Source organism: Aeromonas sp. FDAARGOS 1419 (genome assembly GCF_019047045.1).
GTDB lineage: Bacteria > Pseudomonadota > Gammaproteobacteria > Enterobacterales > Aeromonadaceae > Aeromonas > Aeromonas veronii.
Window position 1 is genome coordinate 2,464,356 of record NZ_CP077209.1, and the last position, 24,106, is coordinate 2,488,461.

General features: G+C 57.3%; 26 protein-coding genes. 13 read left to right on the forward strand and 13 right to left on the reverse strand.

The window, feature by feature from the left end; translation table 11 throughout:
• The first annotated feature begins 64 nt into the window (after positions 1-64).
• Complete coding sequence (locus I6L49_RS10910) at positions 65-1,072, forward strand: isocitrate dehydrogenase (RefSeq protein WP_005349723.1); 1,008 nt, start codon at positions 65-67, stop codon at positions 1,070-1,072.
• Between the two features lie 117 nt (positions 1,073-1,189).
• Positions 1,190-1,648, forward strand: coding sequence for a hypothetical protein (locus tag I6L49_RS10915; RefSeq protein WP_005349721.1), 459 nt, complete (start codon positions 1,190-1,192; stop codon positions 1,646-1,648).
• Between the two features lie 82 nt (positions 1,649-1,730).
• On the opposite strand, the gene rlmM is transcribed toward I6L49_RS10915, so the two are convergent.
• The 6 genes from rlmM to dinB all read right to left on the reverse strand — a co-directional run bounded on the left by rlmM (position 1,731) and on the right by dinB (position 8,346).
• Positions 1,731-2,825: a 23S rRNA (cytidine(2498)-2'-O)-methyltransferase RlmM gene (gene rlmM / locus I6L49_RS10920; protein ID WP_139405780.1), complete on the reverse strand. Its 1,095-nt coding sequence runs from the start codon at positions 2,823-2,825 to the stop codon at positions 1,731-1,733.
• Positions 2,818-3,204 (reverse strand): DUF423 domain-containing protein, encoded by a 387-nt coding sequence (locus I6L49_RS10925; protein WP_101530798.1) that lies wholly within the window; start codon positions 3,202-3,204, stop codon positions 2,818-2,820. Before I6L49_RS10925 ends, rlmM begins: the two co-directional genes overlap by 8 nt.
• Positions 3,205-3,255: 51 nt before the next feature.
• Complete coding sequence (locus I6L49_RS10930) at positions 3,256-3,885, reverse strand: alpha/beta family hydrolase (RefSeq protein WP_216949536.1); 630 nt, start codon at positions 3,883-3,885, stop codon at positions 3,256-3,258.
• Positions 3,878-4,798 carry a transcriptional regulator GcvA gene (locus I6L49_RS10935; RefSeq protein WP_005338622.1) on the reverse strand — a complete coding sequence of 307 codons (921 nt, stop codon included), beginning with the start codon at positions 4,796-4,798 and terminating at the stop codon, positions 3,878-3,880. Before I6L49_RS10935 ends, I6L49_RS10930 begins: the two co-directional genes overlap by 8 nt.
• A 284-nt stretch (positions 4,799-5,082) precedes the next feature.
• Positions 5,083-7,224, reverse strand: coding sequence for a methyl-accepting chemotaxis protein (locus I6L49_RS10940; protein WP_216949537.1), 2,142 nt, complete (start codon positions 7,222-7,224; stop codon positions 5,083-5,085).
• A gap of 66 nt (positions 7,225-7,290) precedes the next feature.
• Positions 7,291-8,346, reverse strand: a complete 1,056-nt coding sequence (dinB, locus tag I6L49_RS10945; protein WP_031227617.1) for a DNA polymerase IV — start codon at positions 8,344-8,346, stop codon at positions 7,291-7,293.
• 131 nt (positions 8,347-8,477) lie between these two features.
• Between dinB and I6L49_RS10950 the strand changes: the two genes are divergently transcribed.
• A complete protein-coding gene (locus I6L49_RS10950; protein WP_005338629.1) occupies positions 8,478-8,684 on the forward strand; it encodes a hypothetical protein in 207 nt (68 codons plus the stop codon).
• Between the two features lie 110 nt (positions 8,685-8,794).
• On the opposite strand, the gene I6L49_RS10955 is transcribed toward I6L49_RS10950, so the two are convergent.
• Both I6L49_RS10955 and I6L49_RS10960 read right to left on the reverse strand, forming a co-directional pair.
• Positions 8,795-9,355, reverse strand: a complete 561-nt coding sequence (locus I6L49_RS10955) for a DJ-1 family glyoxalase III (RefSeq protein ID WP_120414959.1) — start codon at positions 9,353-9,355, stop codon at positions 8,795-8,797.
• A gap of 37 nt (positions 9,356-9,392) precedes the next feature.
• Positions 9,393-10,346, reverse strand: a complete 954-nt coding sequence (locus I6L49_RS10960) for a ketopantoate reductase family protein (RefSeq protein ID WP_216949538.1) — start codon at positions 10,344-10,346, stop codon at positions 9,393-9,395.
• Positions 10,347-10,546: 200 nt separating this feature from the next.
• Here I6L49_RS10960 and I6L49_RS10965 point away from each other — a divergent pair, with 200 nt between their 5' ends.
• Positions 10,547-11,029, forward strand: coding sequence for a YajQ family cyclic di-GMP-binding protein (locus I6L49_RS10965; protein ID WP_005338634.1), 483 nt, complete (start codon positions 10,547-10,549; stop codon positions 11,027-11,029).
• Between the two features lie 107 nt (positions 11,030-11,136).
• Here I6L49_RS10965 and I6L49_RS10970 read toward each other — a convergent pair whose 3' ends face one another.
• The 5 genes from I6L49_RS10970 to I6L49_RS10990 form a co-directional block, all read right to left on the reverse strand.
• Positions 11,137-11,979, reverse strand: coding sequence for an outer membrane protein OmpK (locus I6L49_RS10970; protein WP_069554294.1), 843 nt, complete (start codon positions 11,977-11,979; stop codon positions 11,137-11,139).
• 156 nt (positions 11,980-12,135) lie between these two features.
• Complete coding sequence (locus I6L49_RS10975; RefSeq protein ID WP_216949539.1) at positions 12,136-13,515, reverse strand: MFS transporter; 1,380 nt, start codon at positions 13,513-13,515, stop codon at positions 12,136-12,138.
• 172 nt (positions 13,516-13,687) lie between these two features.
• A complete protein-coding gene (locus tag I6L49_RS10980; protein WP_042053243.1) occupies positions 13,688-14,275 on the reverse strand; it encodes a peptidylprolyl isomerase in 588 nt (195 codons plus the stop codon).
• 2 nt (positions 14,276-14,277) lie between these two features.
• Positions 14,278-14,862, reverse strand: a complete 585-nt coding sequence (locus I6L49_RS10985) for a YajG family lipoprotein (protein WP_005349692.1) — start codon at positions 14,860-14,862, stop codon at positions 14,278-14,280.
• Between the two features lie 17 nt (positions 14,863-14,879).
• Positions 14,880-16,013: a methyltransferase gene (locus tag I6L49_RS10990; RefSeq protein WP_139405768.1), complete on the reverse strand. Its 1,134-nt coding sequence runs from the start codon at positions 16,011-16,013 to the stop codon at positions 14,880-14,882.
• A 204-nt stretch (positions 16,014-16,217) separates the two neighbouring features.
• Between I6L49_RS10990 and I6L49_RS10995 the strand changes: the two genes are divergently transcribed.
• The 9 genes from I6L49_RS10995 (at position 16,218) to nqrM (ending at position 24,077) form a co-directional block, all read left to right on the forward strand.
• Positions 16,218-16,532 carry a BolA family transcriptional regulator gene (locus I6L49_RS10995; RefSeq protein WP_064337123.1) on the forward strand — a complete coding sequence of 105 codons (315 nt, stop codon included), beginning with the start codon at positions 16,218-16,220 and terminating at the stop codon, positions 16,530-16,532.
• Positions 16,533-16,966: 434 nt separating this feature from the next.
• Positions 16,967-18,310 carry a Na(+)-translocating NADH-quinone reductase subunit A gene (locus tag I6L49_RS11000; RefSeq protein WP_005349684.1) on the forward strand — a complete coding sequence of 448 codons (1,344 nt, stop codon included), beginning with the start codon at positions 16,967-16,969 and terminating at the stop codon, positions 18,308-18,310.
• Positions 18,311-18,313: 3 nt separating this feature from the next.
• Complete coding sequence (locus tag I6L49_RS11005) at positions 18,314-19,543, forward strand: NADH:ubiquinone reductase (Na(+)-transporting) subunit B (RefSeq protein ID WP_005338642.1); 1,230 nt, start codon at positions 18,314-18,316, stop codon at positions 19,541-19,543.
• The gene (locus I6L49_RS11010) at positions 19,533-20,321 is read left to right on the forward strand and encodes a Na(+)-translocating NADH-quinone reductase subunit C (RefSeq protein WP_005338643.1); all 789 of its coding nucleotides are present in this window, start codon (positions 19,533-19,535) and stop codon (positions 20,319-20,321) included. The genes I6L49_RS11005 and I6L49_RS11010 overlap by 11 nt, the downstream gene beginning before the upstream one ends.
• On the forward strand, positions 20,314-20,946 hold the full coding sequence (locus I6L49_RS11015; RefSeq protein WP_005338644.1) for an NADH:ubiquinone reductase (Na(+)-transporting) subunit D: 633 nt from the start codon (positions 20,314-20,316) through the stop codon (positions 20,944-20,946). The genes I6L49_RS11010 and I6L49_RS11015 overlap by 8 nt, the downstream gene beginning before the upstream one ends.
• A gap of 3 nt (positions 20,947-20,949) precedes the next feature.
• On the forward strand, positions 20,950-21,546 hold the full coding sequence (nqrE, locus tag I6L49_RS11020) for an NADH:ubiquinone reductase (Na(+)-transporting) subunit E (RefSeq protein WP_005338645.1): 597 nt from the start codon (positions 20,950-20,952) through the stop codon (positions 21,544-21,546).
• 32 nt (positions 21,547-21,578) lie between these two features.
• On the forward strand, positions 21,579-22,802 hold the full coding sequence (gene nqrF / locus I6L49_RS11025; RefSeq protein WP_005338656.1) for an NADH:ubiquinone reductase (Na(+)-transporting) subunit F: 1,224 nt from the start codon (positions 21,579-21,581) through the stop codon (positions 22,800-22,802).
• Positions 22,803-22,805: 3 nt separating this feature from the next.
• On the forward strand, positions 22,806-23,843 hold the full coding sequence (locus I6L49_RS11030; protein WP_005358608.1) for an FAD:protein FMN transferase ApbE: 1,038 nt from the start codon (positions 22,806-22,808) through the stop codon (positions 23,841-23,843).
• Between the two features lie 9 nt (positions 23,844-23,852).
• Positions 23,853-24,077 (forward strand): (Na+)-NQR maturation NqrM, encoded by a 225-nt coding sequence (gene nqrM / locus I6L49_RS11035; protein ID WP_005338668.1) that lies wholly within the window; start codon positions 23,853-23,855, stop codon positions 24,075-24,077.
• Positions 24,078-24,106 lie beyond the last annotated feature (29 nt).

The following is a 24,106-nucleotide window of genomic DNA, read 5'->3' on the forward strand; positions in this document are numbered from 1 at the left end:
TTTGCTGAGTAAATGCTATAAAGCAGCCCCATCCTCCCCTATACCCTGGAAGTGGAACCCTCTCATGTCCAAAAGAAAAATTACCGTGATCCCCGGCGACGGCATCGGCCCCAGCATTATTGAATCAGCCATCCAGATCCTGACCCATGCGGGCTGTGATTTTGAGTACGAATACGCTGATGCGGGTCTGGTTGCCCTCGAGAAGCATGGCGAGCTGCTGCCCCAGGCTACCCTGGATCTGATTGAGAAGAACAAGGTGAGCCTGAAAGGGCCATTGACCACACCGGTCGGCGGCGGTTTTACCTCCATCAACGTCTCCCTGCGCAAGAAGTTCAACCTCTACGCCAACGTGCGTCCGGTCATCTCCTTCAAGGGCACCAGAAGCCGTTACGACAACATCGACATCATCACAGTGCGTGAAAACACCGAAGGGATGTACTCGGGTGCAGGTCAGAAGCGCAGTGATGACAACAAGAGTGCCGAGGCAATGAGCATCATCACCCGCGAAGGGGCCGAGCGCATCGTCAAGTTCGCCTTCGAGCTGGCCCGTCAGGAAGGGCGCAAGAAGGTCACCATCATCCACAAGGCGAACATCCTTAAGTCGACCTCCGGCCTGTTCCTCGAAGTGGCACGTGAAATCGCCAGCCACTACCCGGATATCCAGAGCGAAGAGATGATCGTCGATGCCGCCTGCATGAATCTGGTGATGTACCCGGAGCGTTTCGATGTCATGGTCACCACCAACCTGTTCGGCGATATCCTTTCGGATCTTTGCGCCGGTCTGGTTGGCGGCCTTGGTATGGCGCCCGGCGCCAACATCGGCGATGGCGCCGCCATCTTCGAAGCAGTGCACGGCTCGGCACCGGATATCGCAGGCAAGAATATCGCCAACCCGACCTCGGTGATCCTAGCCTCCATCCAGATGCTGGAGTACCTCGGCATGCAGGATAAAGCAGAGCGGATCCGCGAGGCGGTACGAGCCACCATCGAATCCGGTGATCGGGTCACCCGCGATCTGGGTGGCACGGCTTCCACCAGCGAATTCACCCAGGCCATCATCGATCGTCTGTGAGTTAATTCATTGATTTTAAAAGGGAGCTTCTGCTCCCTTTTTTATATTTCCGAATCCTTTGCCACTCCCCGAACAGCAACTATGTTCAATAGAGAAGAAGAACAGGGAGTGTTTTTCATGAAGGGATACGGGTGCTATCTGGTTTCGGGTCTGATGCTGGTTTGTGGTACTGCCAGTGCTTTCGAGCAGGATCAACAGACCCAAACCGCCAAACTGCCACAGCAGGAAAAACGGACTGCCACCGAGGTATGGCGCTCGAGCCTGAATACCAACGACCTGCTCAAGGCACCCAAACCCCTGTCGTTTGGTATTGAAGTCTCCACCGACAACTTTGGTAATCAAAAGATCACCTCCTACCCGCAGCTTAATCTAACCCCGGAAAAGAGCGTCAGTCTGTCGGTTGAACGCTTCAGACCCAAGGTCAAGTTCAAGGCTGGCGGAATGAACACCGCCCTCAGGCTGAGAGGAGACGGGATAAAGATGCAATTCAATCCGGTCGACAAAACCATCCCGCTGCAGATAGAGATCAAGGTGACCGACGACGAATCCTCCCTGCGCCTCGATTACCGTTTCTGATTTTTTCCGGCAGCCGAATAGCAAAAGGCCGACAGGTTTCCCTGTCGGCCTTGGTATTTATCGTACGGGCAGAACTGCTACATCACGCCTTGGGCTCGAGTTTGGAGACCCAGTACTTGTTGTAAACATGCACGGTGATCTCTTCTCGATCGTGATAGAGCTGCTTGGCCTGGATCACGAACGCGTTGTCGATCTCCTTGAGCATCTCGCGCAGCACCTCGATATTGTGCACCGACTCGGCATAACGCTTCTTCATCGGCAGCTTGAGGTTGAACATCGCCTCCTGGCAGTCACCCTCACGGAACCAGTCCGCAATCATGTGAACGACCCGCGCCGGTTTATCGACCATGTCGCACACCAGCCAGTAGGTGTTCTTCTTGCTCGGACGCCAGACGAAACCGTCATCCCGGATATGCTTGACCTGACCGGTATCCATCAGGGATTGGGCCATCATACCGTTGTCGACCGCCGTCACCATCATGCCACGGCGCACCAACTGATAGGTCCAGCCACCCGGGCAGGCGCCCAGATCCACCGCCTTCATGCCTGAACAGAGACGCACATCCCACTCTTCCCGCGGCACGAACACGTAAAACGCCTCCTCCAGCTTGAGGCTGGAGCGGCTCGGCGCATCGGCCGGGAAGCGCAGGCGCGGGATCCCCATGTGGAATCCGGAGTTGTTGAACGAATAGGAGTAGCCCAGCAACACGTGATCATTGGCCATGAAGAAGGCGTGGAACACCGGACGGTTTGGCGTCTCCTTCTTGGTCAGGATCTCGTTGCTGCGCAGCGCCTGACGCAGCGGCACGGTGAACTTGCGGCAGAAGGCCGACAGCTCTTTCGCTTCGTTGGTATCTGCGGTTTCGACACGCAGATCACCGCAAATGGTGTAGTCACTCACCGCCTCAAGGATGGGGGAGATCCTGTCCGCGACATCCAGCTCCTTCAGCTCATGGGTGACCACCAGCATCTGGCGGATGAAGATGAGCTCCCGGAATGGCAGCTTGCGAGCCAGCAGGTCCGCCTGCTCCTCGTCATACAGTTCGAAGATCACATAACCGCTGTCGTCCTTGACCCGGGCGAAACCGTAGCACTGCATGTTACCGGCACGCTCGGTGATCTCTGCAGCCGCCTCTTTCTCAAAACCGGGGCGGCAATAAAGCAGCAGATTATTCATTTTTTCCTCCAAGACGACAGCCAGCCCAGATCAGGGCCGCCCATCCCAACATAAAACAGAGGCCACCGGCCGGAGTAATCAACCCCAGCCCCTTGCTGCCAAGCAGCACCATGGCGTAAATACTGCCGGAGAATCCGATGATCCCCAGCACAAAAGCGGTGCCAGCCAGCTGGATCACCTTGCTACGCACACCACACCAGCCCAGAACCAGCAGGGCCAATGCGTGAAAAAACTGATATTGCACGGCGGTATTGAATGCCGCCAGACGCTCGGGTGTAATGCCGGTCGCCGCCAATCCATGGGCGCCATAAGCCCCCAGCATGGTGGCCGTCAACCCGAAGAGACCGGCCAGTATCAGCCAATGTCGATGGATCTGCATCCTCACAATCCCTCTCTCATCACGGCTGGCAATAAAACCAACCCTATCGTGCTATCCATGCCGGGCCACAAAATGGCTGATGGCCGCAGCTGCATGCTGCATATTCTCCTGCTCACTCACGCCACTGGCTTTTCGCGGTTTGAAACCATGATCACCATCGGTCAACCAATGGACCGATACGGCGGGTGAGAAGGGGAAATCGGCCAGTTCGGCGCGACTACCGAAGGTATCGCGTTCACCCTGCAACAGCAGGGTTGGCACTGCAATATGTTTGAGTACCTCGCCTCGCCAGCTGTCGGGCTTGGCCGGAGGGTGGAAAGGATACCCGAGAATGAGCAATCCTGCAGCATTCATCTCACCCTCGCCTTCACGATAGAGTTCCGCCGCCATCCGTCCGCCCATCGACTTGCCCGCCAGAAACAGCCGTGGATGGGCAAACTCACGGATCATGTCGCGCCAATGAGCGAGCAGCACAGGCGCCCTGTCAGGCGGGCGGCGCTTGACATCCTGGGCTCGCTTGGCCATGTAGGGAAAGTTGAAGCGCACCACTTCGATATCCGGCCCGGCCAGCAGGCGTGACAACTCGGCAAGAAAGGGGTGATCCATCCCTGCACCTGCCCCGTGGGCCAGCAAAATGCGAACGGGGGCATCAATTGCCCCCTCGCGGATCACATCAGGCATCGGCGAGCCTTGCCCTGCGACGCGCCTCTTCCTGCTCCACCAGCTCCAGCATCCAGTCGCGGAAGGCAACGATCTTGCCCTGATCCGACTGTTGCTCCTGGCACACCAGATAGAAGGCATTTTTGCTCACCAGCACCTGCTCGAACGGGCAGATAAGGCGGCCGGCCTCAATCTCGGGTTGTGCCAGCACGCTGTGGCCAAGCGCCACCCCCTGGCCGTGGATCGCCGCCTGGATCACCATGGTTGAGTGGCTGAAGATGGGCCCCTGATTGACGTTGGGTGCATCGATATCGAGCTGGCGGAACCAGGCCTTCCAGTCGCGGCGGGAGGTATCGTGCAGCAGGGTATGAAGAGTCAAATCTTGCGGCGTACGCAGCGGCTTGGGCCCGGTCAGCAGCAAGGGGGAGCAGACCGGGATCAGGTATTCGGTATGCAGCTTGTCCGAGCGCAGACCCGGCCAGTTGCCGCGGCCGTAGTAGATGGCCACATCCACATCGTCGGTAAGCGACCCTTCATCGAGATCAACCGCCTTGATCCGTACATCGATATCGGGGTGGCGCTCGCTGAACTTGACCAACCGCGGCACCAGCCACTGGATGGCGAAACTCGGTTGCAAACTGACAGTCAACGCCCCCTTGGCACTGCGGGCCAGCAGCTTGTCGGTCGCTTCCGAGATGGAGGCAAAGATGTCCTTGATATCCAGAAAATAGCCCTGCCCCTCTTCGGTCAGCAACAAGGAGCGGTTTTTGCGGCGGAACAACTTGATGCCAAGATATTCCTCCAGCGCCTTGATCTGGTGACTGATGGCAGCCTGAGTCACAAACAACTCTTCTGCTGCGCGGGTAAAGCTTAAGTGACGAGCCGCAGCTTCAAAGGCCTTGAGGGCATTGAGCGGGGGTAAACGACGAGACATGACACCAGCCGACGATGAGTTTTTCTAATGGGGCGCATTATAATTTGTCGGTTGCGGGTCGACCAGTGAATAAACATAATTCGCCCAGCAATCAGTCGTCATATGGCTCACATTTTCTACTACGTGTTGGTTTACATGTGTTTTTAGTGAGCCTTTCGACTGTGATTGTGGTGTTGTGTTTCTTCCTCTGCGGGAAGAGGGGCTCAAATCTCACCGGTTTGACCCAGTCTGTCATCTGAATGTGTTTGGCGCCTCCAGCTGGATGGCGCCTTTTTTCATCCCTTCTATACCTTGAACTGCCCCACCAGCTGCTGCTGTTTATCCGCCAGCGCAGAGAGCTCACGACCATTTTCGGCGGAGGTCGCCGCCTCGGCCCGAATGGTGTGGCTCACATCGCGAATGTTGCTGACGTTGCGGTTTATCTCGTCCGCCACCCGGCTCTGCTCCTGTGCCGCCCGGGCAATCTGCTCGTTCATCTGATGGATGGTGGAGACCGACTGGATAATCTGCTCCAGCACCTGCACCGAGAGATCCACCTTGGCGAGGGTCTCGTCAGCCTGACCATGACCATCGCGGATCGCCTTGACCACGGCGCCGGTACCGGATTGCAGTTGGCTGATCAGGGTCTGGATCTCGACGATGGCATTCTGAGTGCGACCAGCCAGATTGCGCACCTCATCGGCCACCACGGCAAAGCCACGGCCCTGCTCACCGGCCCGCGCCGCTTCAATAGCCGCATTCAGCGCCAGCAAGTTGGTCTGCTCGGCAATTCCCTGAATCACGGTGAGAATATCGTTGATGTTGTCGCTGTTGGCGGAGAGCCGCTCCACCACCGGCTGGGCATCATTGATGATGGTCATCAGCTTGCGCATCGCCTCCTGGGTGTCGGCAACGACAAATTTGCCCTCTTGCGCCGCGGCATCAGTGGTGTTGGCGGCCGCCACCGCCGAGCCGGCATTACCGGAGACCTGCAACGCCGTGGCGCTCAGCTCTTCAAATGCCGTCGCCACCAGATCGATCTCCTGATACTGGGCCTGCATGCCGCTGCTGGTGCGCTCGGCTACCTGCGCGGCTCGCTCAGCACTGTTACGCGTACCGGAGACAGTATCAATCACCTGACTGATGGTGGATTGCAACTTGTTGAGGAAGCTGTTGAACCACTTGGCCAGCTCGCCGATCTCGTCTTGCCGCTGGATCTCGATACGCTGGGTCAAATCCCCCTCACCACTGGCGATATCCTTGAGGCGGGCAACCACGGCGCGGATGGGCGCCACAATCTGGCGCGCCATCAACCAGATAAAACTCAGGGCCACCAGCGAGATCAGCACTCCAATCGACAACTGCGAGACCACGCTGCGATTGGCCTCACTGGCCAGCTCATCTTGCAGTTGCTGGGCCGAGGCCAGCACTACGGCCCGTGGCAATTCAATGTAGATGCCCCATTTACGGTCGGTGCCACGCATAGATACCGGGACAAAGGTCTGCAACAGGGTGCCATCGCTGCTCCAGCGAGTCAGCTCCTGACCCTGACTGAGCCAGCCTTTCAGCTCGCTGGCCAGCCCCTGATACTTCTGATCCAGCCCACGCCCCATGGTCACATCGAACTCATCGGCTCCCGCCACGCGCCCCTCGTGACTGACCAGCAAGATTCTGCCCTTGCCGTCATAGAGTTCCTTGTCCATGGTACTGACCAGACTCTGCAAAGTGGCCAGCGAGATATCGACCCCGACCATCCCCAGCAAAGTCTCCTGCTCCAGCAGCGGGACCGTCACCGAGGTCATCAATATCTGTTTATCGCCCACATCGTCCAGATAGGGCTCCAGCAGGCAGAGGGCACGGGTGCGAATGCTGCAGCGATACCACTCGTTTTCGATGCCACCAGCCTCGGTCGGGCTCTCATCGGCCAGTACATCTTCATTCTGCACTTCCGGCTCTATCTTGCCGTTGTCATAGGCCCAGTAACTGGAAAAACGCCCCTTGTCGTTGGAACCCAGCGCCGTTGAGCCCTGATAGTTGCTGTCTTCCCCATCCAGCTGGTCAGGCTCGAACACCGCATAGACACCAAGCAGATTGGTCGATGAGGCAACGGCATCGTGCAGTTGCTGATTGACGGCGCTGCGCAGCGCCTCCGAATGGACAAAGTTCTCGGCCGCATTCTTGCGCTGGAACAACACGCTCTCCGCCAGCAAACTGGCGCGGAAATAGGCCTCATCGAGATAGCTGGTCACCTTGGCCGCCTGCTCCGAGCCCATCGCCTTCATCCAGTTTTCGGCAGACTGCTGCGCCTCGTGCATGGTGGCTTGCCGCACCTGCTGTTGCATCTTGTTCGCGTTGTAAATCGAAGAGGCAACCAGAGCGGCGGCTGTCACCAACAGACAGCAACCGGCGATCAGGGTAATCCGACCCTGGACAGAAAGAGCGCTCATGCCAATATTCCTACGTCATACAGATATGGATAGATTATCGACTTTATAAACAAAAACTTAACTCTCTCACAGCAAATCCAGCGAGAGTTGATTAACTTCACCCTCTTTTGGCAAACCCACCACCAATCCAAGCAGGCGAACCGAACGCCCTTGCGCCCGCTGTAGCCCCTCTTTGAGCAGGGGAACGAACAAGGCTGGCTGATAGCCACCCTGACTGCGATAGACGGTGGTCTGGTGGAAGTCGGCAAACTTGAGCTTGATCCCCTGCCCCATCACCTGCTCGGCAGGGCACGCCAGCTGAAATCGCCGCTCCAGCTCCGGCAGCAGTTGCTGCAATACCGTCAGGCAGGCGGCTTCGTCACAAACATCGCTCGCCAAGGTGGTCTCCACCCCGATGGTTTTGCGGATCCGGTGCGCCTGCACCGGCTGTTCATCCAGCCCCCAGATCCGGGTCGTCAGCATCTCCCCCAGCTTGCCAAAACGGCTGCACAGCTCTTGTGCCGACAAGGCCCGCGCATCCTCACAGGTGTAGAGCCCCTGTGCCTCCAGCCGCTCGGCAGTCTTGCGCCCCACCCCGGGCAGTTTGCCAAGGGGCAACTGGCAGACAAATTCGGCCACTTCGTCGGGACGAATGACAAACAGACCATCGGGTTTGCGCTGCTCCGAGGCGAGCTTGGCGAGAAACTTGTTGGGGGCCACTCCAGCCGAGGCGGTCAATCCCAGTTCGGTGACGATGGCTTGCCGGATCTCTTGCGCCATCAGGGTGGCGCTGCCGCCACAGCAACGACTGTGGGTCACGTCGAGGTAAGCCTCGTCCAGCGACAGTGGTTCAACCTGATCGGTATAGCGCAGGAAAATTGCCCTGAGCTGACGGGAGATATCCTTGTATACCGCCATTCGCCCAGGGATCAGTACCAGCGGCGGGCAGAGTTTTTTCGCCAGTGCGCTCGGCATGGCGGAGCGCACACCGAACCGGCGCGCCACATAGTTGCAGGTCGAGATGACGCCGCGCCGCTCGGAGGCCCCCCCTATCGCAAGCGGAACTTCCCGCAATGCGGGGTTATCCCGCATCTCCACCGCGGCAAAAAAGCAGTCCATGTCGATATGGATGATCTTGCGCATACCACTGTATAAATAAACAGACATGGCATCATCTTACCCCAAGGATAACCGCAGCTCTATCTCTCTCGTTGCGGCTAAAATAGTAGACTCCAAGGAGACCTTTACTGCCACAATGACAAGGAGCGTTCGGGATGAAATATCTTTGGCTGGGACTCTGTTTACTGCCGTTGACCGGCATCGGCAAGAACAACCCGACGGCAGAGTGCCGCTGGCTCTACGACCGAATTGAGATACTGGAACAGGCTATCAAGAAAGGGGACAAGCTCGGCACAGAGCAAGAATTGGCACGCTGGAAAACTGAGTACAACAAAAAACAGTGCTCACAGTACGACTACTGAGCCGGACAAGATGGCGTGACCGACAACGGCAGATAACAAGCGGGCCCCGATCAAGATGACCGGGGCCCGTTTTCAAAGCATGGCCAGCTTGATTCTGCAGCAGAGTGCGCTCAAGGCAGCACCATAGGGCCAGCCACGGCGGTAGCCACGTCATCCCCGCGCAGCACCCGAACCAGTTCAAGGGCAAACTCAATGGCACTGCCCGGCCCCTGACTGGTGATAAGGCGATGAGCCTCATCCCTGACTACCCGCTCACGTGACAGCTGCGATGTCGGTAGTCGGGACTGAAAGCCGGGATGACAGGTGACGATGGCATCACCCAGCAGAGCGTGATGTTGCAACACCACCACAGGGGCGGCGCAGATGGCAGCGCGCCAGCGACCAAGAGCGGCCTGCTCTTTGAGCAGATCGATGGCCAGCGGGGTATCGCGGATCACTTCGCTGCCGGGCAGACCACCGGGTACCACGATGGCTTCAAAGTCCCGACGGGTCAGCTCGTCGATATGACAATCGGCCACCAGCTGTACCCCGCGCGACGCTTTTACCTGCCGGGATCCGGCAGGGCAGCAAGAGGCCAGCACCACCTCGATGCTGGCGCGCACCAGGGTATCGACAATGGCGACCGTCTCTATCTCTTCCGACCCGGGGGCCACCAGCACCAGTACACTCACGTTCGCCTCCTTGCAGCTTGCTCTGCCATGTAGAAGATCAGACGGCCTGACTCTTCTCTTTGATCGCCTGATAGAGACCCTGATTGACCGGTACGGCGATGCCATGCCGGGCTGCCTTGGCCAACAGGAAGCCGGTGATGGCCTCAATCTCGGTCTCGCGTCCCAGCTCCATATCCTGATGCATGGAGGAGTAATTGTCAGCGGTCAGCTCCACCACTGTCATCACCCGACGCTGCAACTCCTCTGCCGTGGTCGCAACTCCTTCGGCGCACATCACATCCGCCACTTCCACGCAGATCTGCTGCAGGGCATCGGCAAAACGGGGGCCCGCCAGCTCGCCATTTTTCAGCTTGTAGAGGGCCGTCAGGGGATTGATGGCACAGTTGATGGCCAGCTTTTGCCACTGGCGTGTCAATACCTGTTCATCCCAACCAGCCTGACCCAGTGCCAGCGCCAGCTCGTCCGCGAGCGCGGCATGGGCCTTGGCGGCATCGTTGATCGGGCCAAGCCAGGTTTCACCCTTGCCAGTATGACGGAAGACAAAATGGCCGCACTGCATGGCACCATGACTGGTGACACCGGCAATCACCGGATTGTGCGGGAACATCTCGACCACCTGCTCGGCAATGCCCATCCCGTTGTGCAGCAGCACGATCGGCACGCCGGCATCCAGCTTACCCACCAGCGGCGTCAGTGCGGTAATCACCTGACTGGCCTTGGTCATCACCAGCAGACGCTGGATCTTGCCGGGTTTGCTGACAAATCCGCGCTCGATATTGAGCAACTGAACATGCCCCTCCAGCGAGGTGAAATCGATCCCCGGATGGAGCGTGGACTTATGATGTTCGCGCAACAAGACACGGGTGGATTGACCACTCTGGGTCAGCAGGGAGGCAAAAACGCCGCCGAGGGCGCCACAACCCAACAGTGACCACTTCGGAGTAACGGGTGGAATAACGGGCTGTCGGGAATTTTTTAATCCGCTTGGCATGGTGTGACTCTGTCAGGGTAAGGGTTGCAATTCTCTCAACCTGTTACCGGGGATAAGTGAAGATGTCGCTGGTGGACACTAACGGGTCCACCCGTCCTGTGCGCAGGGGATTCTAGCAGAGCAACCCCATCAAAATCAGCAAATTTGCCCGTTTTCTGGTAGATTTGCCCCCCGATAACGCAACATGAGGAGCTCCGGCTATGCCGTCATTCGATATTGTCTCTGAAGTCAAAATGAACGAGGTGTTGAACGCAGTCGACAACGCCAATCGTGAACTGGCCACCCGTTTCGATTTTCGTGGGGTAGAAGCCAGCTTCGAGTTGAACAAGGAAGAGGTAAAGCTGGAAGCCGATGCTGATTTCCAGCTCAAGCAGATGGTCGAAATCCTGCGCGGCGCCCTGCTCAAGCGCAACATCGAAAACAGCTCCATGGAAGTGGGTGACTCCGTTCACTCCGGCAAGCGTTTCCACCTGACCGTCAAATTCAAGCAGGGGATCGAGAAAGAGATCGCCAAGAAGCTGGTCAAGCTGATCAAGGACTCCAAAATCAAGGTACAGGTCGCCATCCAGGGTGATGAAGTACGTGTCACCGGCAAGAAGCGTGACGATCTGCAAGAGACCATGGCACTGGTCCGTGGCGCCGAACTGGGTCAACCTATGCAGTTCCAGAACTTCCGCGACTGATTTATCCACTCAGCCGTGGCGCACTTGATGACTCGCGCCACGCTATCTAAATCGCGGCCATAAAAAAACCGGAGCAGATGCTCCGGTTTTTTGTACCCCAAGTTTTATTAGAACTTGTAGGTAACAGAGAAGTAGTGGCTGAAGCCGGTGCTCTTCCAAGGAGTACCATCGTATGCAGTGGAACCATCTTTGGTACCATAAGCATCCATAAAGTACTTCAGACCGTAACCAACGGCATAACGATCGGAGTGCCAGTAGATACCGTGGAAAGTAGCCAGGTTGTCGCTGGTACGGTCAGCACGGTCATGGGTATCCAGACCGAACTGATAATCCAGATAGCCTTGGTAGGAGACAAAGCTGCCATTGCCGAAGGTGTAGAAGGGCTTGAACCAGTTCATGGAGAACTGATAACCGTTCCAGTCGCCTTCTTCTTCAGTAAAGAACTGGTTCTCAGTGGAATGACGGGCATACAGGTTCATGCCTACCTTGCCAAACCAAGGAACCATCACATCGGCGCCCAGACCAATCTGATTTTCCATCTGCTTGTCGCCAACGTTGTTCAGGTTGGCAATGTAGAGCTCTTGCACAGGACCAAAGGAGAGATCTTTACCAGTCAGAGCATCCAGAGACATGCGCGGCGCAAACTTCATGAACAGGTTCTGACCATGGTGTTTGTTGCTGTGGCGGGAGTCGAAAATATCGAATACGTCGACATAGCCATACAGATCAAACAGACCGGAGCGACCACCGAATTCCATTTCAAAATAGGTATCGTTGTAGTCCTCTTCACCGGTGGTGAAAGGGCGCTGGTCGATGGTGTGCATTACGTTGAACTGCATCCACTTGTAGTCATTCTTGTGGATATCACCGCTGTAGTCAGCAGCGAAGGCCGGGGTAGCGGCAGCAGCCAGCAGACCGGCAGCGATCAGAGTCTTGGTAAATTTGGCCATTTTATTGGTCTCTTGTGCGTTAGTTGAGGTTTTCCGTAGCCTGCCCACAAGGAGCGAGAGGGATTCTAATCAAATAAAATTGGGGGTGAAACAACTTCTCGGGAACTTTATCCGGAAGTGTGAATCTAATCACCCCCGATTCTACGCAAACGCTTGCTATTTGTCAGCCGTTGAGAGCAACTCACTCCCTTTTCTGGCGACAAGCACAATCAACAACAACACGGGCAAGCCCAATAAACTGGTTCCGACAAAGAAGGCACTGTAGCCAATCTGCTCCACAACCTGCCCGGAAAAACCAGCCAGCAACTTGGGTAGCAGCAACATTACCGAGCTGAACAGGGCGTACTGAGTGGCCGAAAATGCCACATTGGTCAGGCTGGAGAGATAGGTCACGAAGGCCGCGGTTGCGATACCGGCACTGAGGTTGTCGAGGGAAATGATCAGGGTCAGCAGCTCCAGGTTGTGACCAACCTGATTGAGCAGGGCAAACAACAGGTTGGTGCTGGCGGTGAGCAGCGCCCCCAAGAACAGGATGCGCAGCGTGCCGAAGCGCATCACCAGCACGCCCCCCAGCGCAGCCCCCACCAGCGTCATGATGACGCCAAACACCTTGGTAATGGTCGCAACCTCGGTCTTGCTGAACTGCATATCCACATAGAAGCTGTTGGACATCACCCCCATCACCACATCGGCAACCCGATAGCAGGCGATCAGAGCCAGGATCAGCAGCGCCGAGCTGCCATAGCGACGAAAGAAGTCGGCAAACGGACACCAGACGGCCTCATAGGCCCAGGCCCCCGCACTCGCCAGCAGCGCAGGCCACCCTTTTTCCAGGAGCTGCGCCTTGCGTTCGACCTGTTGTTTACCCTGCTCGGCCAGATCGATATCCGGCTCGTGGCAAAACAGCGTGGTGATGACCCCGAGTGACATCAGACCCGCCATCACCAGATAGGTAATCTGCCAGCCACGATAGTCATAGCCGCTGTTGCTGCCAAACCAGGCTGCCAGCGCCAGCGCACCGGCGCCCGCCATGATCATCGCCAGTCGGTAGCCAGTCATGTAGGAGGCAGCCATCGCCGCCTGTAGCCGCTCGGGGGCGGATTCGATGCGATAGGCGTCGATAACGATATCCTGCGTGGCCGAGGCAAAGGCCACCAGCAGGGCAAACATCGCCAGCTGGGCCAGCTCGGTCTTGGGATCGCAGAACGCCATGCCGACCAGCGCGGCGGCAATCAACAACTGGGAGAAGAACATCCAACTGCGGCGACGCCCCAGCAGCGCGGAGAGCAACGGCAGCGGCATGCGATCCACCAGCGGCGACCACAGCCATTTAAAGCCATAGGCGAGCGCCACCCAGCTCATATAGCCGATATCGGTCAGGCTGACATCGGCCTCGCGCAACCAGAATGAGAGGGTACCGAACACCAGTAGCAACGGCAGACCCGATGAAAAACCCATGGCAAAGAGAATAAACACCCGAAATTCGAGATAGACGGCGAGGGACTCTCTCCAGCTTGGTTTGCGGATCATGTTCAACTACCTGACGACTTTGGAAAAGTGCGTCATTTTGGCAGGTTGATGGCAGATAGCCAAGGCGAGCAAAGAGATAGGCAAAAGAAGCCCGGATAGAGAAAAGGCTCATCCCGAACGGGATGAGCCTTTTATTGTGACCTGACGAGGCGAGGTGACGAACCGCGTCCGGCGAGGATTACTTGCCCGCTTTCTTGTCGACTTTCTTGTCTGCTGGAGTTTCTGCCAACAAGACCACCTTCTTCAGAATGATGGGACTGGTCGGCACATCGTTGGCACGCAAAATGGGGCTGTAACCGGTCTGTACCTGAGCCAGCTTGTCCAGCACCTCCATCCCCTGCACCACCTGACCGAACACGGTATAACCCGCAGAGCCACCGGCGTTGAGGTTATTGTTGTCGACCAGATTGAAGTAGAACTGGCGAGTAGCGCTGTCAACCGCCTGGGTGCGGGCCATGGCGATGGAGCCACGCTTGTTGGGCAGACCGCCGCGCGACTCGTTGACCACAGGCTCATAAGTCGGCAGTTGCTGGAACTGCTGGTTGTAGCCCCCACCCTGCACCACGAAATCCTGGATCACCCGGTGGAAGATGCTGCCGTCATAGCTGCCATCAGCCACGTAACGCAGGAAGTTCTTCACCGTCTGGGGCGCCTGCTTGGACGCCAGCTCCACCACGATATTGCCGTGGTTGGTCTCCATTCTGACTTTCGGGCCTGCGAACGCCAGCGGGGCGATCAGCATGGCCAGCAACCAGAGTTTTTTCATCATCAGACCCCTGCACCATTCGGTTGACCTTTCAGGTAACCGCGCAGCGCATCATCCGCCATGATCTGCTGCAGCACGCTACCCAGTTGCAGGTTCAGTGTAGACTCCAGATCGGCCATGCTTGGCTCGCTCGGGCTCTCCTTGCTGGAGGACATGTTGAACTGCTTGGTCAGACGGTTGCCCTGGAAATCGGCGATCACCTGCAAGCTGACGCGGGACTTAGTGACATAGGTAAAGGTCTTCTCTTCCACATTGACTGCGGCGTTGGAGATCACCAGCGTCAGGTTGGTGGTGCCACTGTTGCCCACTTCGAGACCCTGGCTGCGCAGCCCTTCAGCCAGCCGCTCGGCCATCAGCAGGTTGAGCGGACGCTCGCTGTTGACCAGCACGGGGGCTTTCTCTTTATGTTTGATGGAGAAGACGTAGGCAGCCTCACGCTTGTCTACCCCTTCCATGGTGATGCGATTGCCAGAGTAGTATTGCTGGTTGGCGGGGATCACCTGCGGATTGAGCAGCGCCGTCTCCGGCCAATGAGTGGCACACCCGCCCAGCATCAGGGCGGCCAGCAGCAAGAGTGACTTTTTCATCATGGTTTCCTTTGGCTTTAGCGTTTGATGGCTTTCAAAATAACGAATTTGCTGTTCGACGCAACGACTTGTGCGTTGGCAAACAAGCGCTTGAGTTTGTTGTGATAGTCCAGATGACGGTTGCCTACTATCCAGAGTTCACCCCCCTGAGGCAACACCCGGTGCGCATCGCTGAACATCTGCCAGGCGATATGATCGGTGATCGCCTGCAGCTGATGGAAAGGAGGGTTGCAGAGGATCCGATCCGCAGAGCCGACCGCCACCCCGTCGAGACAGTTATTGACCATAAAGCGGGCACGCGGCAGTGCATCAGGCAGATTGTGCTCAACGTTGAGCTGTGCCGAGGCGACCGCCATATAGGATTCATCGATAAAGGTCACCTCCACCTCGCTGTCTTTGGCGAGCAGCGACAGACCCAGCACCCCGTTGCCACAGCCCAGATCGATCACCTTGCGGGCACTGTGGATGGGCAGGTTGTCCAGCATAAAGCGGGCACCGATATCGAGACTGGTGCGCGAGAAGACGTTGGCATGGTTGTGGATGAGCATGCCACTCCCCTCCAGCGGCCAGACAGTCGGGAAGGGGTTGGCCAGCGCGGGACGTTCTGCCTGCGGCTCGCAGTGAATGAGGCGCGCCTTCTTCCAGGCCAGCGAGGTACGGGTAGGCCCCAAATACTTCTCGAACAACTTGAGGGTGGAGGTATGAATATCCTTCGCCTTGCCGGCAGCGATAACGCGGGTTGCCGGTGTCACCACCGCACGCAATGCCAGCAGTTGCTGCTCCAATAGAGCCTGATATTTGGAGACCTTGATCACCACCAGCGCAGGGGCATCGGGCAGCGTCGCCAGCGCATCCTGCAAGCGGATCCCGCCTGCATCCAGCCCGTTTTCGGCCAAATTGGCCAGGGTCGCCCGCTCACTGATGTAGGAGTCGGTGACGCAGCAGGGGGAGTGCGGATGCAGATAGGCGGCCAGCGCGCCAAAGCCATCATTCATGATGATGACGGGGCCCGCCTGCTCGAGGGGAGACTCCGCCAGGGTATTGATCAGATATTCGTCAGCCGCATCCCAGGCTTGCAGGGTCTCCTGACTCTGGCGCGGATAGCGGTAGAGCGTGAGCTGGCAATGGGGAGTGTCGAGAAGGGTTTGCATAGGAAGAGTCCAACCTCGGCTTGATTCGTGTATACAGGCGCCAGGGGCGACGCAAAGTGGCGCTATTCTAGCGAGGAGCAGGAATTTCACCAGTTCGATGCGCATCAAGGGGGCAACTGACGGGTGATTTCCCTCTTCCGGGGGCTTATTCCATCCCGCGACTGCCGATAGAATGGCCCGACATTCACTCTGGAAGCCGATCCGATGACCATCCAACAACTGATTGAAGCCAAGCTGACCGCCGCCCTCTCCCCCACCGTGCTGGAGGTGATCAACGAGAGCCACATGCACCGTGTGGAACCGGGATCTGAGAGCCACTTCAAGGTGGTGATCGTCAGCGAGCAATTTGCAGGGCAGCGGCTGCTGGCCCGTCATCGTCAGGTCAACGCGGTGCTGGCCGACGAGCTGGCCGGTGCCGTTCATGCACTGGCGTTGCATACCTACACAGAGAGCGAGTGGCAGGAAAAAGGCCACGCCCCGCGCACACCGAGCTGCGTTGGCAAACCGTCACTCTCCTGAAACCGGTTGTACCACAGGATTCCCCTCGAGAACCTGCCAACAAAAATTAAACATATTTCCCCCATTGGCCCCGAAAAGGCTACATCCAAGGGGGTATATTTCGGCATCAAGGCTTTTTGTTGATAGTGGAGACAAAGGCAAATACCTCTATCGAGGTATCGAAATAAAAAAACCTTTAAAACCACTACTTACAAGGTATCGGGGGCTTATTCATTGCAGGTTAATTTTGTGATGGCACGGGGATTTTGCCCATTTGGCATGGCAGAAAATGCACCTTAAGTGGTAAACTCAAGCGCTTTTGAGTGAGCCTGCATGTTGAATAATTGTTGAGCCTGCCTACCTGGCACAACCACAACATCGACTCATTCAACCACCCGTCGTGATGTATTTCTCGGCGCTAACCAACCTCTCCCGTAACGGTAGTGCAAGTAAGTATGATTACAATCAAAAGAGGACTGGACATCCCCGTGCTGGGTGCGCCAGAGCAAGTAATCTACGATGGCCCCGCCATCACCCGTGTTGCGACACTGGGCGAGGAGTTTGTGGGGATGCGACCTACTATGTTCGTCAAAGTAGGTGATCGCGTCATCAAAGGTCAGGATCTTTTTGAAGACAAGAAGAATCCGGGCGTTAAATTCACAGCTCCTGCCACCGGTGTGGTTTCAGAGATCAACCGTGGTGCCAAACGTGTTCTCCAGTCTGTGGTCATCGACCTCGACGGTTCCGATGAACAGGTGACGTTTGAGCATTTTGCCTCTGCCGAGCTGGCCAAGCTCGAGCGCAGCAAGGTGCAAGAGATCCTGGTCGCATCAGGTCAGTGGACTGCGTTGCGTACCCGTCCGTTCAGCAAAGTCCCCGCGGTAGCGTCTGCCCCGCGCGCCATCTTTGTGACTGCAATGGACACCAACCCGCTGGCAGCCGATGCCGAGCTGATTATCAAGGAACAGCCGCAGGCCTTCCTCGATGGTCTGGCCGTATTGACCCGCCTGACCGACGGCGCCGTCTACGTCTGTAAAGGCGAAGGCAGTCTGCCCCACTCTCCGCTGGCTCAGGTCAAGGAAGAGATCTTCGTTGGTCCGCACCCTGCCGGTCTGCCGGGTACCCATATCCACTTCCTGGATCCGGTCAGCAGCACCAAGGTGCAGTGGCACATCAACTATCAGGATGTGATTGCATTCGGCAAGCTGTTCACCACCGGTCAGATCTTCACTGACAAGGTAATCGCCCTGGCTGGCCCGAACGTGCTCAAGCCGCGTCTGCTGCGTACCCGTCTGGGCGCCTGCATCAGCCAGCTCACCAACAATGAGCTGCGTGCCGACGAAAACCGTATCATCTCCGGTTCTATCCTGAGTGGTGCCAAAGCCGAAGGTGTTCACGACTACCTGGGCCGCTACCACAATCAGGTTTGCGTGCTGGGTGAAGGTCGCGAGAAAGAGTTCCTGGGCTGGATCAACCCCAGCGCCAACAAGTTCTCTATCACCCGTACCACCCTCTCTCATCTGATGAAGGGCAAGCTGATCAACTTCACCACCACTACCAACGGTAGTGACCGTTCCATGGTGCCTATCGGCAACTATGAGCGGGTGATGCCACTCGACATCCTGCCGACCCTGCTGCTGCGGGACATGGTCTCCGGCGATACCGACGGTGCGCAAGCACTGGGCTGCCTGGAGCTGGATGAGGAAGATTTGGCGCTCTGTACCTTTGTCTGCCCCGGCAAGACAGAGTACGGCCCGATCTTGCGTGAGTGCCTGACCAAGATTGAACTGGAAGGTTAAGCGATGAGTTTCAAGCAACTTCTTGAAAATATGGAACACCACTTCGAACCGGGTGGAAAGTACGCCAAGTACTATGCCCTGTTCGAAGCGGCGTACACCCTGTTCTATACCCCGGGTAGCGTTACCCGCAACGCCTCCCACGTTCGTGATGCGCTCGATCTGAAGCGCATGATGATCATGGTGTGGCTGGCCGTGTTCCCGGCCATGTTCTGGGGCATGTACAACGTTGGTAACCAGGCGATTGCCGCCATTGCCCACATGGGCTCGGCTGCTGGTGCCAGCAGCTGGCAATATGCCCTGGCTACCATGCTGGGCGCCTCCCTCGATCCGGCTGTAGCCGGTATCGGCAGCAAGATGCTGATTGGCGCCACCCACTTCTTCCCGATCTACATCACCGTCTTCTTTGTCGGTGGTTTCTGGGAAGTGCTGTTCGCCATGGTGCGCAAACACGAGATCAACGAAGGCTTCTTCGTAACCTCCATCCTGTTTGCCCTGATCGTGCCGCCCGAGCTACCCCTGTGGCAAGCTGCGCTGGGTATCACCTTCGGTGTGGTGATGGCCAAAGAGGTGTTCGGTGGTACCGGCAAGAACTTCCTGAACCCGGCGCTGGCTGGTCGTGCGTTCCTGTTCTTCGCCTACCCGGGCCAGATCTCCGGTGACGCCGTATGGGTTGCCGTTGACGGCTTCTCCGGCGCGACTGCCCTGAGCCAGTGGGCCCAAGGCGGCCAGATGGCGCTGATCAACGGTGCAACCGGCCAGGCTATCAGCTGGATGGACGCTTTCCTGGGTAACCTGCCGGGTTCCATCGGTGAAGTCTCTACCCTGATGATCCTGCTGGGTGCCGCCATGATCGTCTACATGCGCATCGCCTCCTGGCGCATCATCGCCGGCGTGATGATCGGTATGATCGCCACCTCCCTGCTGTTCAACGTCATCGGTTCCGATACCAACCCCATGTTCAACATGCCGTGGCACTGGCATCTGGTACTGGGTGGCTTCGCCTTCGGTATGGCCTTCATGGCGACCGACCCTGTCTCCGCCGCCTTTACCAACAAAGGCAAGTGGTGGTATGGCGCCCTGATCGGCGTAATGGTCGTGCTGGTTCGCGTGGTCAACCCTGCGTTCCCGGAAGGCATGATGCTGGCCATTCTGTTTGCGAACCTGTTTGCTCCCCTGTTTGACCACTTCGTCGCTCAGGCAAACATCAAGCGGAGGATTGCTCGTGGCGTTTAATAAAGATTCAACCCTCGGCACCGTCAGCGTGGTCACCGGCCTCTGTCTGGCCTGTTCCATCGTGGTATCCGTTGCCGCTGTGGGCCTGCGTTCTACCCAGCAGGAAAACAAGGCGCTGGACAAGCAGAGCAACATTCTCGCCGTAGCCGGTGTGGATGTGAGCGAAGTGGCCAAGCGCGACCTGGCCAAACTGTATGGCGAGAAGATCGAAGCCCGTCTGGTGGATCTGGCGACCGGTGACTTTGTTGACGGCGATGCCGACAACTTCGACACCAAGCAAGCAGCCAAAGATCCGGCCCGCAGCATCCGTCTTGCCGCCGCTGACGACAAGGCCAGCCTGCGTCAGATCTCCAAGCAGATCCCGGTATTCTTCGCCAAGGATGCCGAAGGCAAGATCGACAGCATCATCCTGCCCATCTACGGTCAGGGTCTGTGGTCGACCATGTATGCCTTCGTCGCCGTTGCCGCTGATGGCCAGACCATCAAGGGCATCACCTACTATGACCACGGTGAAACCCCGGGTCTGGGTGGCGAGATCGAAAACCCGGCCTGGCAGGCGCTGTTCAAGGACAAGAAACTGTTCGACCAGAATGGCATGCCGGCGCTGCGCGTCATCAAAGGCCATGCTCCGGCGGGCTCCGAGCACGAGATCGATGGTCTCTCCGGTGCCACTCTGACCGGTAACGGCGTACAGCATACCTTCGACTTCTGGATGGGTCCCAAGGGCTTCGGTCCTTTCCTGGCCAAGGTTCGTGCAGGAGAAATCAACAATGGCTGACAAGAGCGAAATGAAGAAGTTGCTGTTGACGCCTGTGCTGGGCAACAACCCCATCGCCTTGCAGGTGCTGGGTGTCTGTTCTGCACTGGCGGTTACCAGCCAGATGAAAACTGCGTTTGTAATGACCCTCGCGGTCATGGCGGTCACCGCCTTCTCAAACCTGTTCATCTCCCTGATCCGCAACCAGATCCCGAACAGCGTCCGGATCATCGTACAGATGGCGATCATCGCCTCACTGGTTATCGTGGTTGACCAGGTGCTCAAGGCTTACGCCTATGACATCTCCAAGCAACTGTCGGTCTTCGTGGGTCTGATCATCACCAACTGTATCGTAATGGGCCGCGCTGAAGCGTACGCCATGAAGAGTGCCCCGCTGCCCTCCTTCCTGGATGGTATCGGCAACGGTCTGGGCTATGGTGCCATTCTGCTGAGTGTCGCGACCGTGCGTGAACTGCTGGGCTCCGGCACCTGGTTCGGCATCGAGCTACTGCCGCTGGTGAACAACGGTGGCTGGTATGTGCCCAACGGCCTGCTGCTGCTGCCGCCGAGTGCATTCTTCATCATTGGTCTGATCATTTGGGGCGTGCGCACCAAGGATCCCAAGCAGGTGGAGGCGAAGGATTAAGGTATGGAACACTATCTGAGTCTGTTGATTAAATCGATCTTCATCGAAAACCTGGCACTCTCCTTCTTCCTGGGGATGTGTACCTTCCTGGCGGTGTCCAAGAAGGTAAAGACCTCCATGGGTCTGGGTATTGCCGTTATTGTGGTGCAGACCATCGCGGTTCCTGCCAACAACCTGATCTACAACTACGTGCTTAAAGATGGCGCTCTGGTATCCGGTCTGGATCTGAGCTTCCTGAGCTTCATCACCTTCATCGGTGTGATTGCAGCACTGGTACAGATCCTGGAGATGGCGCTGGACAAGTACTTCCCGGCACTCTACAACGCGCTGGGTATCTTCCTGCCGCTCATCACCGTGAACTGCGCCATCTTCGGTGGCGTCTCCTTCATGGTGCAGCGTGACTACAACTTCATGGAGTCTGTGGTCTACGGTGTGGGTTCAGGGGCAGGCTGGATGCTGGCGATCGTTGCGCTGGCTGGTATCCGCGAGAAGATGAAGTATTCCGATGTTCCGGAAGGCCTGCGCGGTCTGGGCATCACCTTCATCACCGCCGGTCTGATGGCGCTGGGCTTCATGTCCTTCTCTGGTATCTCCCTGTAATCGGCTTTCCTGCAATCAGAAAGGAACGATAGATGGAAATTATTTTGGGTGTGGTCATGTTTACCGTGATCCTGCTGGCACTGGTGGCAGTCATTCTGTTCGCCAAGTCCAAGCTGGTGACCGCGGGCGACGTGACAATCAGCATCAATGGTGACCCGGCCAAGGCTGTGACCAGCCCGGCCGGTGGCAAGCTGCTCGGCGTGCTGGCTGGCAGCGGTATCTTCGTCTCCTCCGCCTGTGGCGGCGGTGGCTCCTGCGGCCAGTGCAAGGTACGGGTGAAATCCGGTGGTGGCGACATTCTGCCGACCGAACTGGATCACATCAGCAAGGGCGAAGCCCGTCATGGCGAGCGTCTGGCCTGTCAGGTTACCGTTCGCTCCGACATGGATATTGAACTGCCGGAAGAGATCTTCGGGGTGAAGAAGTGGGAATGTACTGTTATCTCCAACGATAACAAGGCCACCTTCATCAAGGAGCTCAAGCTGCAGATCCCCGATGGCGAGAGCGTGCCGTTCCGCGCCGGTGGTTATATCCAGATTGAAGCCCCGGCTCACCACGTGCACTACAAGAACTTCGATATTCCCGAGGAGTATCGCGGTGACTGGGATCGCTTCAAGATTTTTGAGCTGGAGTCCAAGGTCGATGAGCCGATCATCCGTGCCTACTCCATGGCCAACTATCCGGAAGAGTTCGGCATCATCATGCTGAACGTGCGTATCGCGACCCCGCCCCCGAGCAACTGGACTGCCCCTCCGGGACAGATGTCCTCCTACATCTTCAGCCTGAAGGCTGGCGACAAGGTGACTATCTCCGGTCCGTTCGGTGAGTTCTTCGCCAAGGACACCGATGCCGAAATGGTATTCATCGGTGGTGGTGCAGGTATGGCGCCGATGCGTTCCCATATCTTCGACCAGCTGCGTCGCCTGAAGTCCAAGCGCAAGATGAGCTTCTGGTACGGTGCCCGTTCCAAGCGCGAAATGTTCTATGTCGAAGACTTTGACATGCTCGCCGCCGAGAACGAGAACTTCACCTGGAACGTCGCCCTGTCTGATCCGCAACCGGAAGACAACTGGGACGGCTACACCGGCTTCATCCACAACGTGCTCTACGAGAACTATCTCAAGAACCACGAAGCACCGGAAGATTGCGAGTTCTACATGTGTGGACCTCCGGTGATGAACGCTGCCGTCATCAACATGCTCAAAGACTTGGGCGTTGAAGACGAAAACATCCTGTTGGATGACTTTGGTGGTTAATCCATGCACAGTGTTGTAAAGACCTGGCTAGCCTTCGGGCTAGCCTTTTTCTTGACTGGGTGCGGTCAGGAGACGGTCCAATCCAAGCCGGAGATCCACATCACCGGTAGCACCATGGGCACTTACTACTCCATCAAGGTGGCGGACAGCGCCATCACCGATCCAGCCAAGCTTCAAGCCGAGGTGGATGTCTTGCTGGAGCGGGTCAACGATCAGATGTCGACCTATCGCCCCGATTCCGAACTGTCGCGCTTCAACCAGAGCCGTGACAACAAACCGGTAGTGGTCTCCCGCGATACCGCACGGGTCGTCACAGAGGCCATTCACATTGGCCGTGAGAGCCAGGGGGCGCTGGACGTCACCGTTGGCCCCTTGGTCAATCTGTGGGGCTTTGGCCCGGACAAGAAGCCGACCAAGGTTCCCTCCGACGAGCTGATCACCCAGACTCGCCAGAAGACCGGTCTGGGCAACCTGCACGTCATCACCTCGGTAGATGCCGACACCCTGCAAAAAGATATTCCGGACCTCTACGTCGATCTCTCCGCCATCGCCAAGGGCTTTGGTGTGGACAAGGTAGCCGAGTATCTGGAGTCACTGGGTGCGCGTAACTATCTGGTGGAGATTGGCGGCGAGCTGCGGATCAATGGCGTCAACGGCAAGGGTCACCCCTGGCGCGTGGCCATCGAGAAGCCCACCGCAGGCACCGGCACGGTGCAAGAGGTGATCGTGCCCGGTGACAATGGGGTAGCCACCTCCGGCGATTACCGCAACTACTATGAACTGGATGGTCAGCGCTTCTCCCACACCATAGATCCGCGCAGCGGCAAGCCGATCCAGCACCGTCTGGTGTCGGTCACCGTGATCCACCCCTCCTGCATGACCGCAGACGGGCTGGCCACCGTGTTTATGGTGATGGGGACCGAGAAAAGCCTGGCCTATGCCAACGAGCGCGGCCTGGCGATCTTCGTGATCACCAAGACGGACAACGGCTTTGAAGAGGCTTACTCCGATGCCTTCAAGCCCTATCTGGTCAAGAAGTAAGAGGTAGAGATGCAGATTTTTCTGATCACCTTCGGGGTATTCATGCTGGTGATAGCCGCCATGGCTATCGGTTACATCTTCCAGAAGAAGACCATCTCCGGCTCCTGTGGCGGTCTGGGTAGTGTCGGCATCGAGAAAGAGTGCGATTGCCCGGAACCCTGTGACAACCGCAAGAAGAAGATGGCCAAGGAAGAGGCCCGTCGTAAGATGCTGGAAGAGAACCGCATCATCTGATGACTCTGGTTTTTCGGTAAACAGAAGCG

Coding starts and splice junctions, on each gene's coding strand:
- I6L49_RS10910 (WP_005349723.1), top strand. CDS start 65: ATGTCCAAAAGAAAAATTACCGTGATCCCCGGCGACGGCATCGGCCCC.
- I6L49_RS10915 (WP_005349721.1), top strand. CDS start 1,190: ATGAAGGGATACGGGTGCTATCTGGTTTCGGGTCTGATGCTGGTTTGT.
- rlmM (WP_139405780.1), bottom strand. CDS start 2,825: ATGAATAATCTGCTGCTTTATTGCCGCCCCGGTTTTGAGAAAGAGGCG.
- I6L49_RS10925 (WP_101530798.1), bottom strand. CDS start 3,204: ATGCAGATCCATCGACATTGGCTGATACTGGCCGGTCTCTTCGGGTTG.
- I6L49_RS10930 (WP_216949536.1), bottom strand. CDS start 3,885: ATGCCTGATGTGATCCGCGAGGGGGCAATTGATGCCCCCGTTCGCATT.
- I6L49_RS10935 (WP_005338622.1), bottom strand. CDS start 4,798: ATGTCTCGTCGTTTACCCCCGCTCAATGCCCTCAAGGCCTTTGAAGCT.
- I6L49_RS10940 (WP_216949537.1), bottom strand. CDS start 7,224: ATGAGCGCTCTTTCTGTCCAGGGTCGGATTACCCTGATCGCCGGTTGC.
- dinB (WP_031227617.1), bottom strand. CDS start 8,346: ATGCGCAAGATCATCCATATCGACATGGACTGCTTTTTTGCCGCGGTG.
- I6L49_RS10950 (WP_005338629.1), top strand. CDS start 8,478: ATGAAATATCTTTGGCTGGGACTCTGTTTACTGCCGTTGACCGGCATC.
- I6L49_RS10960 (WP_216949538.1), bottom strand. CDS start 10,346: ATGCCAAGCGGATTAAAAAATTCCCGACAGCCCGTTATTCCACCCGTT.
- I6L49_RS10965 (WP_005338634.1), top strand. CDS start 10,547: ATGCCGTCATTCGATATTGTCTCTGAAGTCAAAATGAACGAGGTGTTG.
- I6L49_RS10970 (WP_069554294.1), bottom strand. CDS start 11,979: ATGGCCAAATTTACCAAGACTCTGATCGCTGCCGGTCTGCTGGCTGCT.
- I6L49_RS10980 (WP_042053243.1), bottom strand. CDS start 14,275: ATGAAAAAACTCTGGTTGCTGGCCATGCTGATCGCCCCGCTGGCGTTC.
- I6L49_RS10985 (WP_005349692.1), bottom strand. CDS start 14,862: ATGAAAAAGTCACTCTTGCTGCTGGCCGCCCTGATGCTGGGCGGGTGT.
- I6L49_RS10990 (WP_139405768.1), bottom strand. CDS start 16,013: ATGCAAACCCTTCTCGACACTCCCCATTGCCAGCTCACGCTCTACCGC.
- I6L49_RS10995 (WP_064337123.1), top strand. CDS start 16,218: ATGACCATCCAACAACTGATTGAAGCCAAGCTGACCGCCGCCCTCTCC.
- I6L49_RS11000 (WP_005349684.1), top strand. CDS start 16,967: ATGATTACAATCAAAAGAGGACTGGACATCCCCGTGCTGGGTGCGCCA.
- I6L49_RS11005 (WP_005338642.1), top strand. CDS start 18,314: ATGAGTTTCAAGCAACTTCTTGAAAATATGGAACACCACTTCGAACCG.
- I6L49_RS11015 (WP_005338644.1), top strand. CDS start 20,314: ATGGCTGACAAGAGCGAAATGAAGAAGTTGCTGTTGACGCCTGTGCTG.
- nqrE (WP_005338645.1), top strand. CDS start 20,950: ATGGAACACTATCTGAGTCTGTTGATTAAATCGATCTTCATCGAAAAC.
- nqrF (WP_005338656.1), top strand. CDS start 21,579: ATGGAAATTATTTTGGGTGTGGTCATGTTTACCGTGATCCTGCTGGCA.
- I6L49_RS11030 (WP_005358608.1), top strand. CDS start 22,806: ATGCACAGTGTTGTAAAGACCTGGCTAGCCTTCGGGCTAGCCTTTTTC.
- nqrM (WP_005338668.1), top strand. CDS start 23,853: ATGCAGATTTTTCTGATCACCTTCGGGGTATTCATGCTGGTGATAGCC.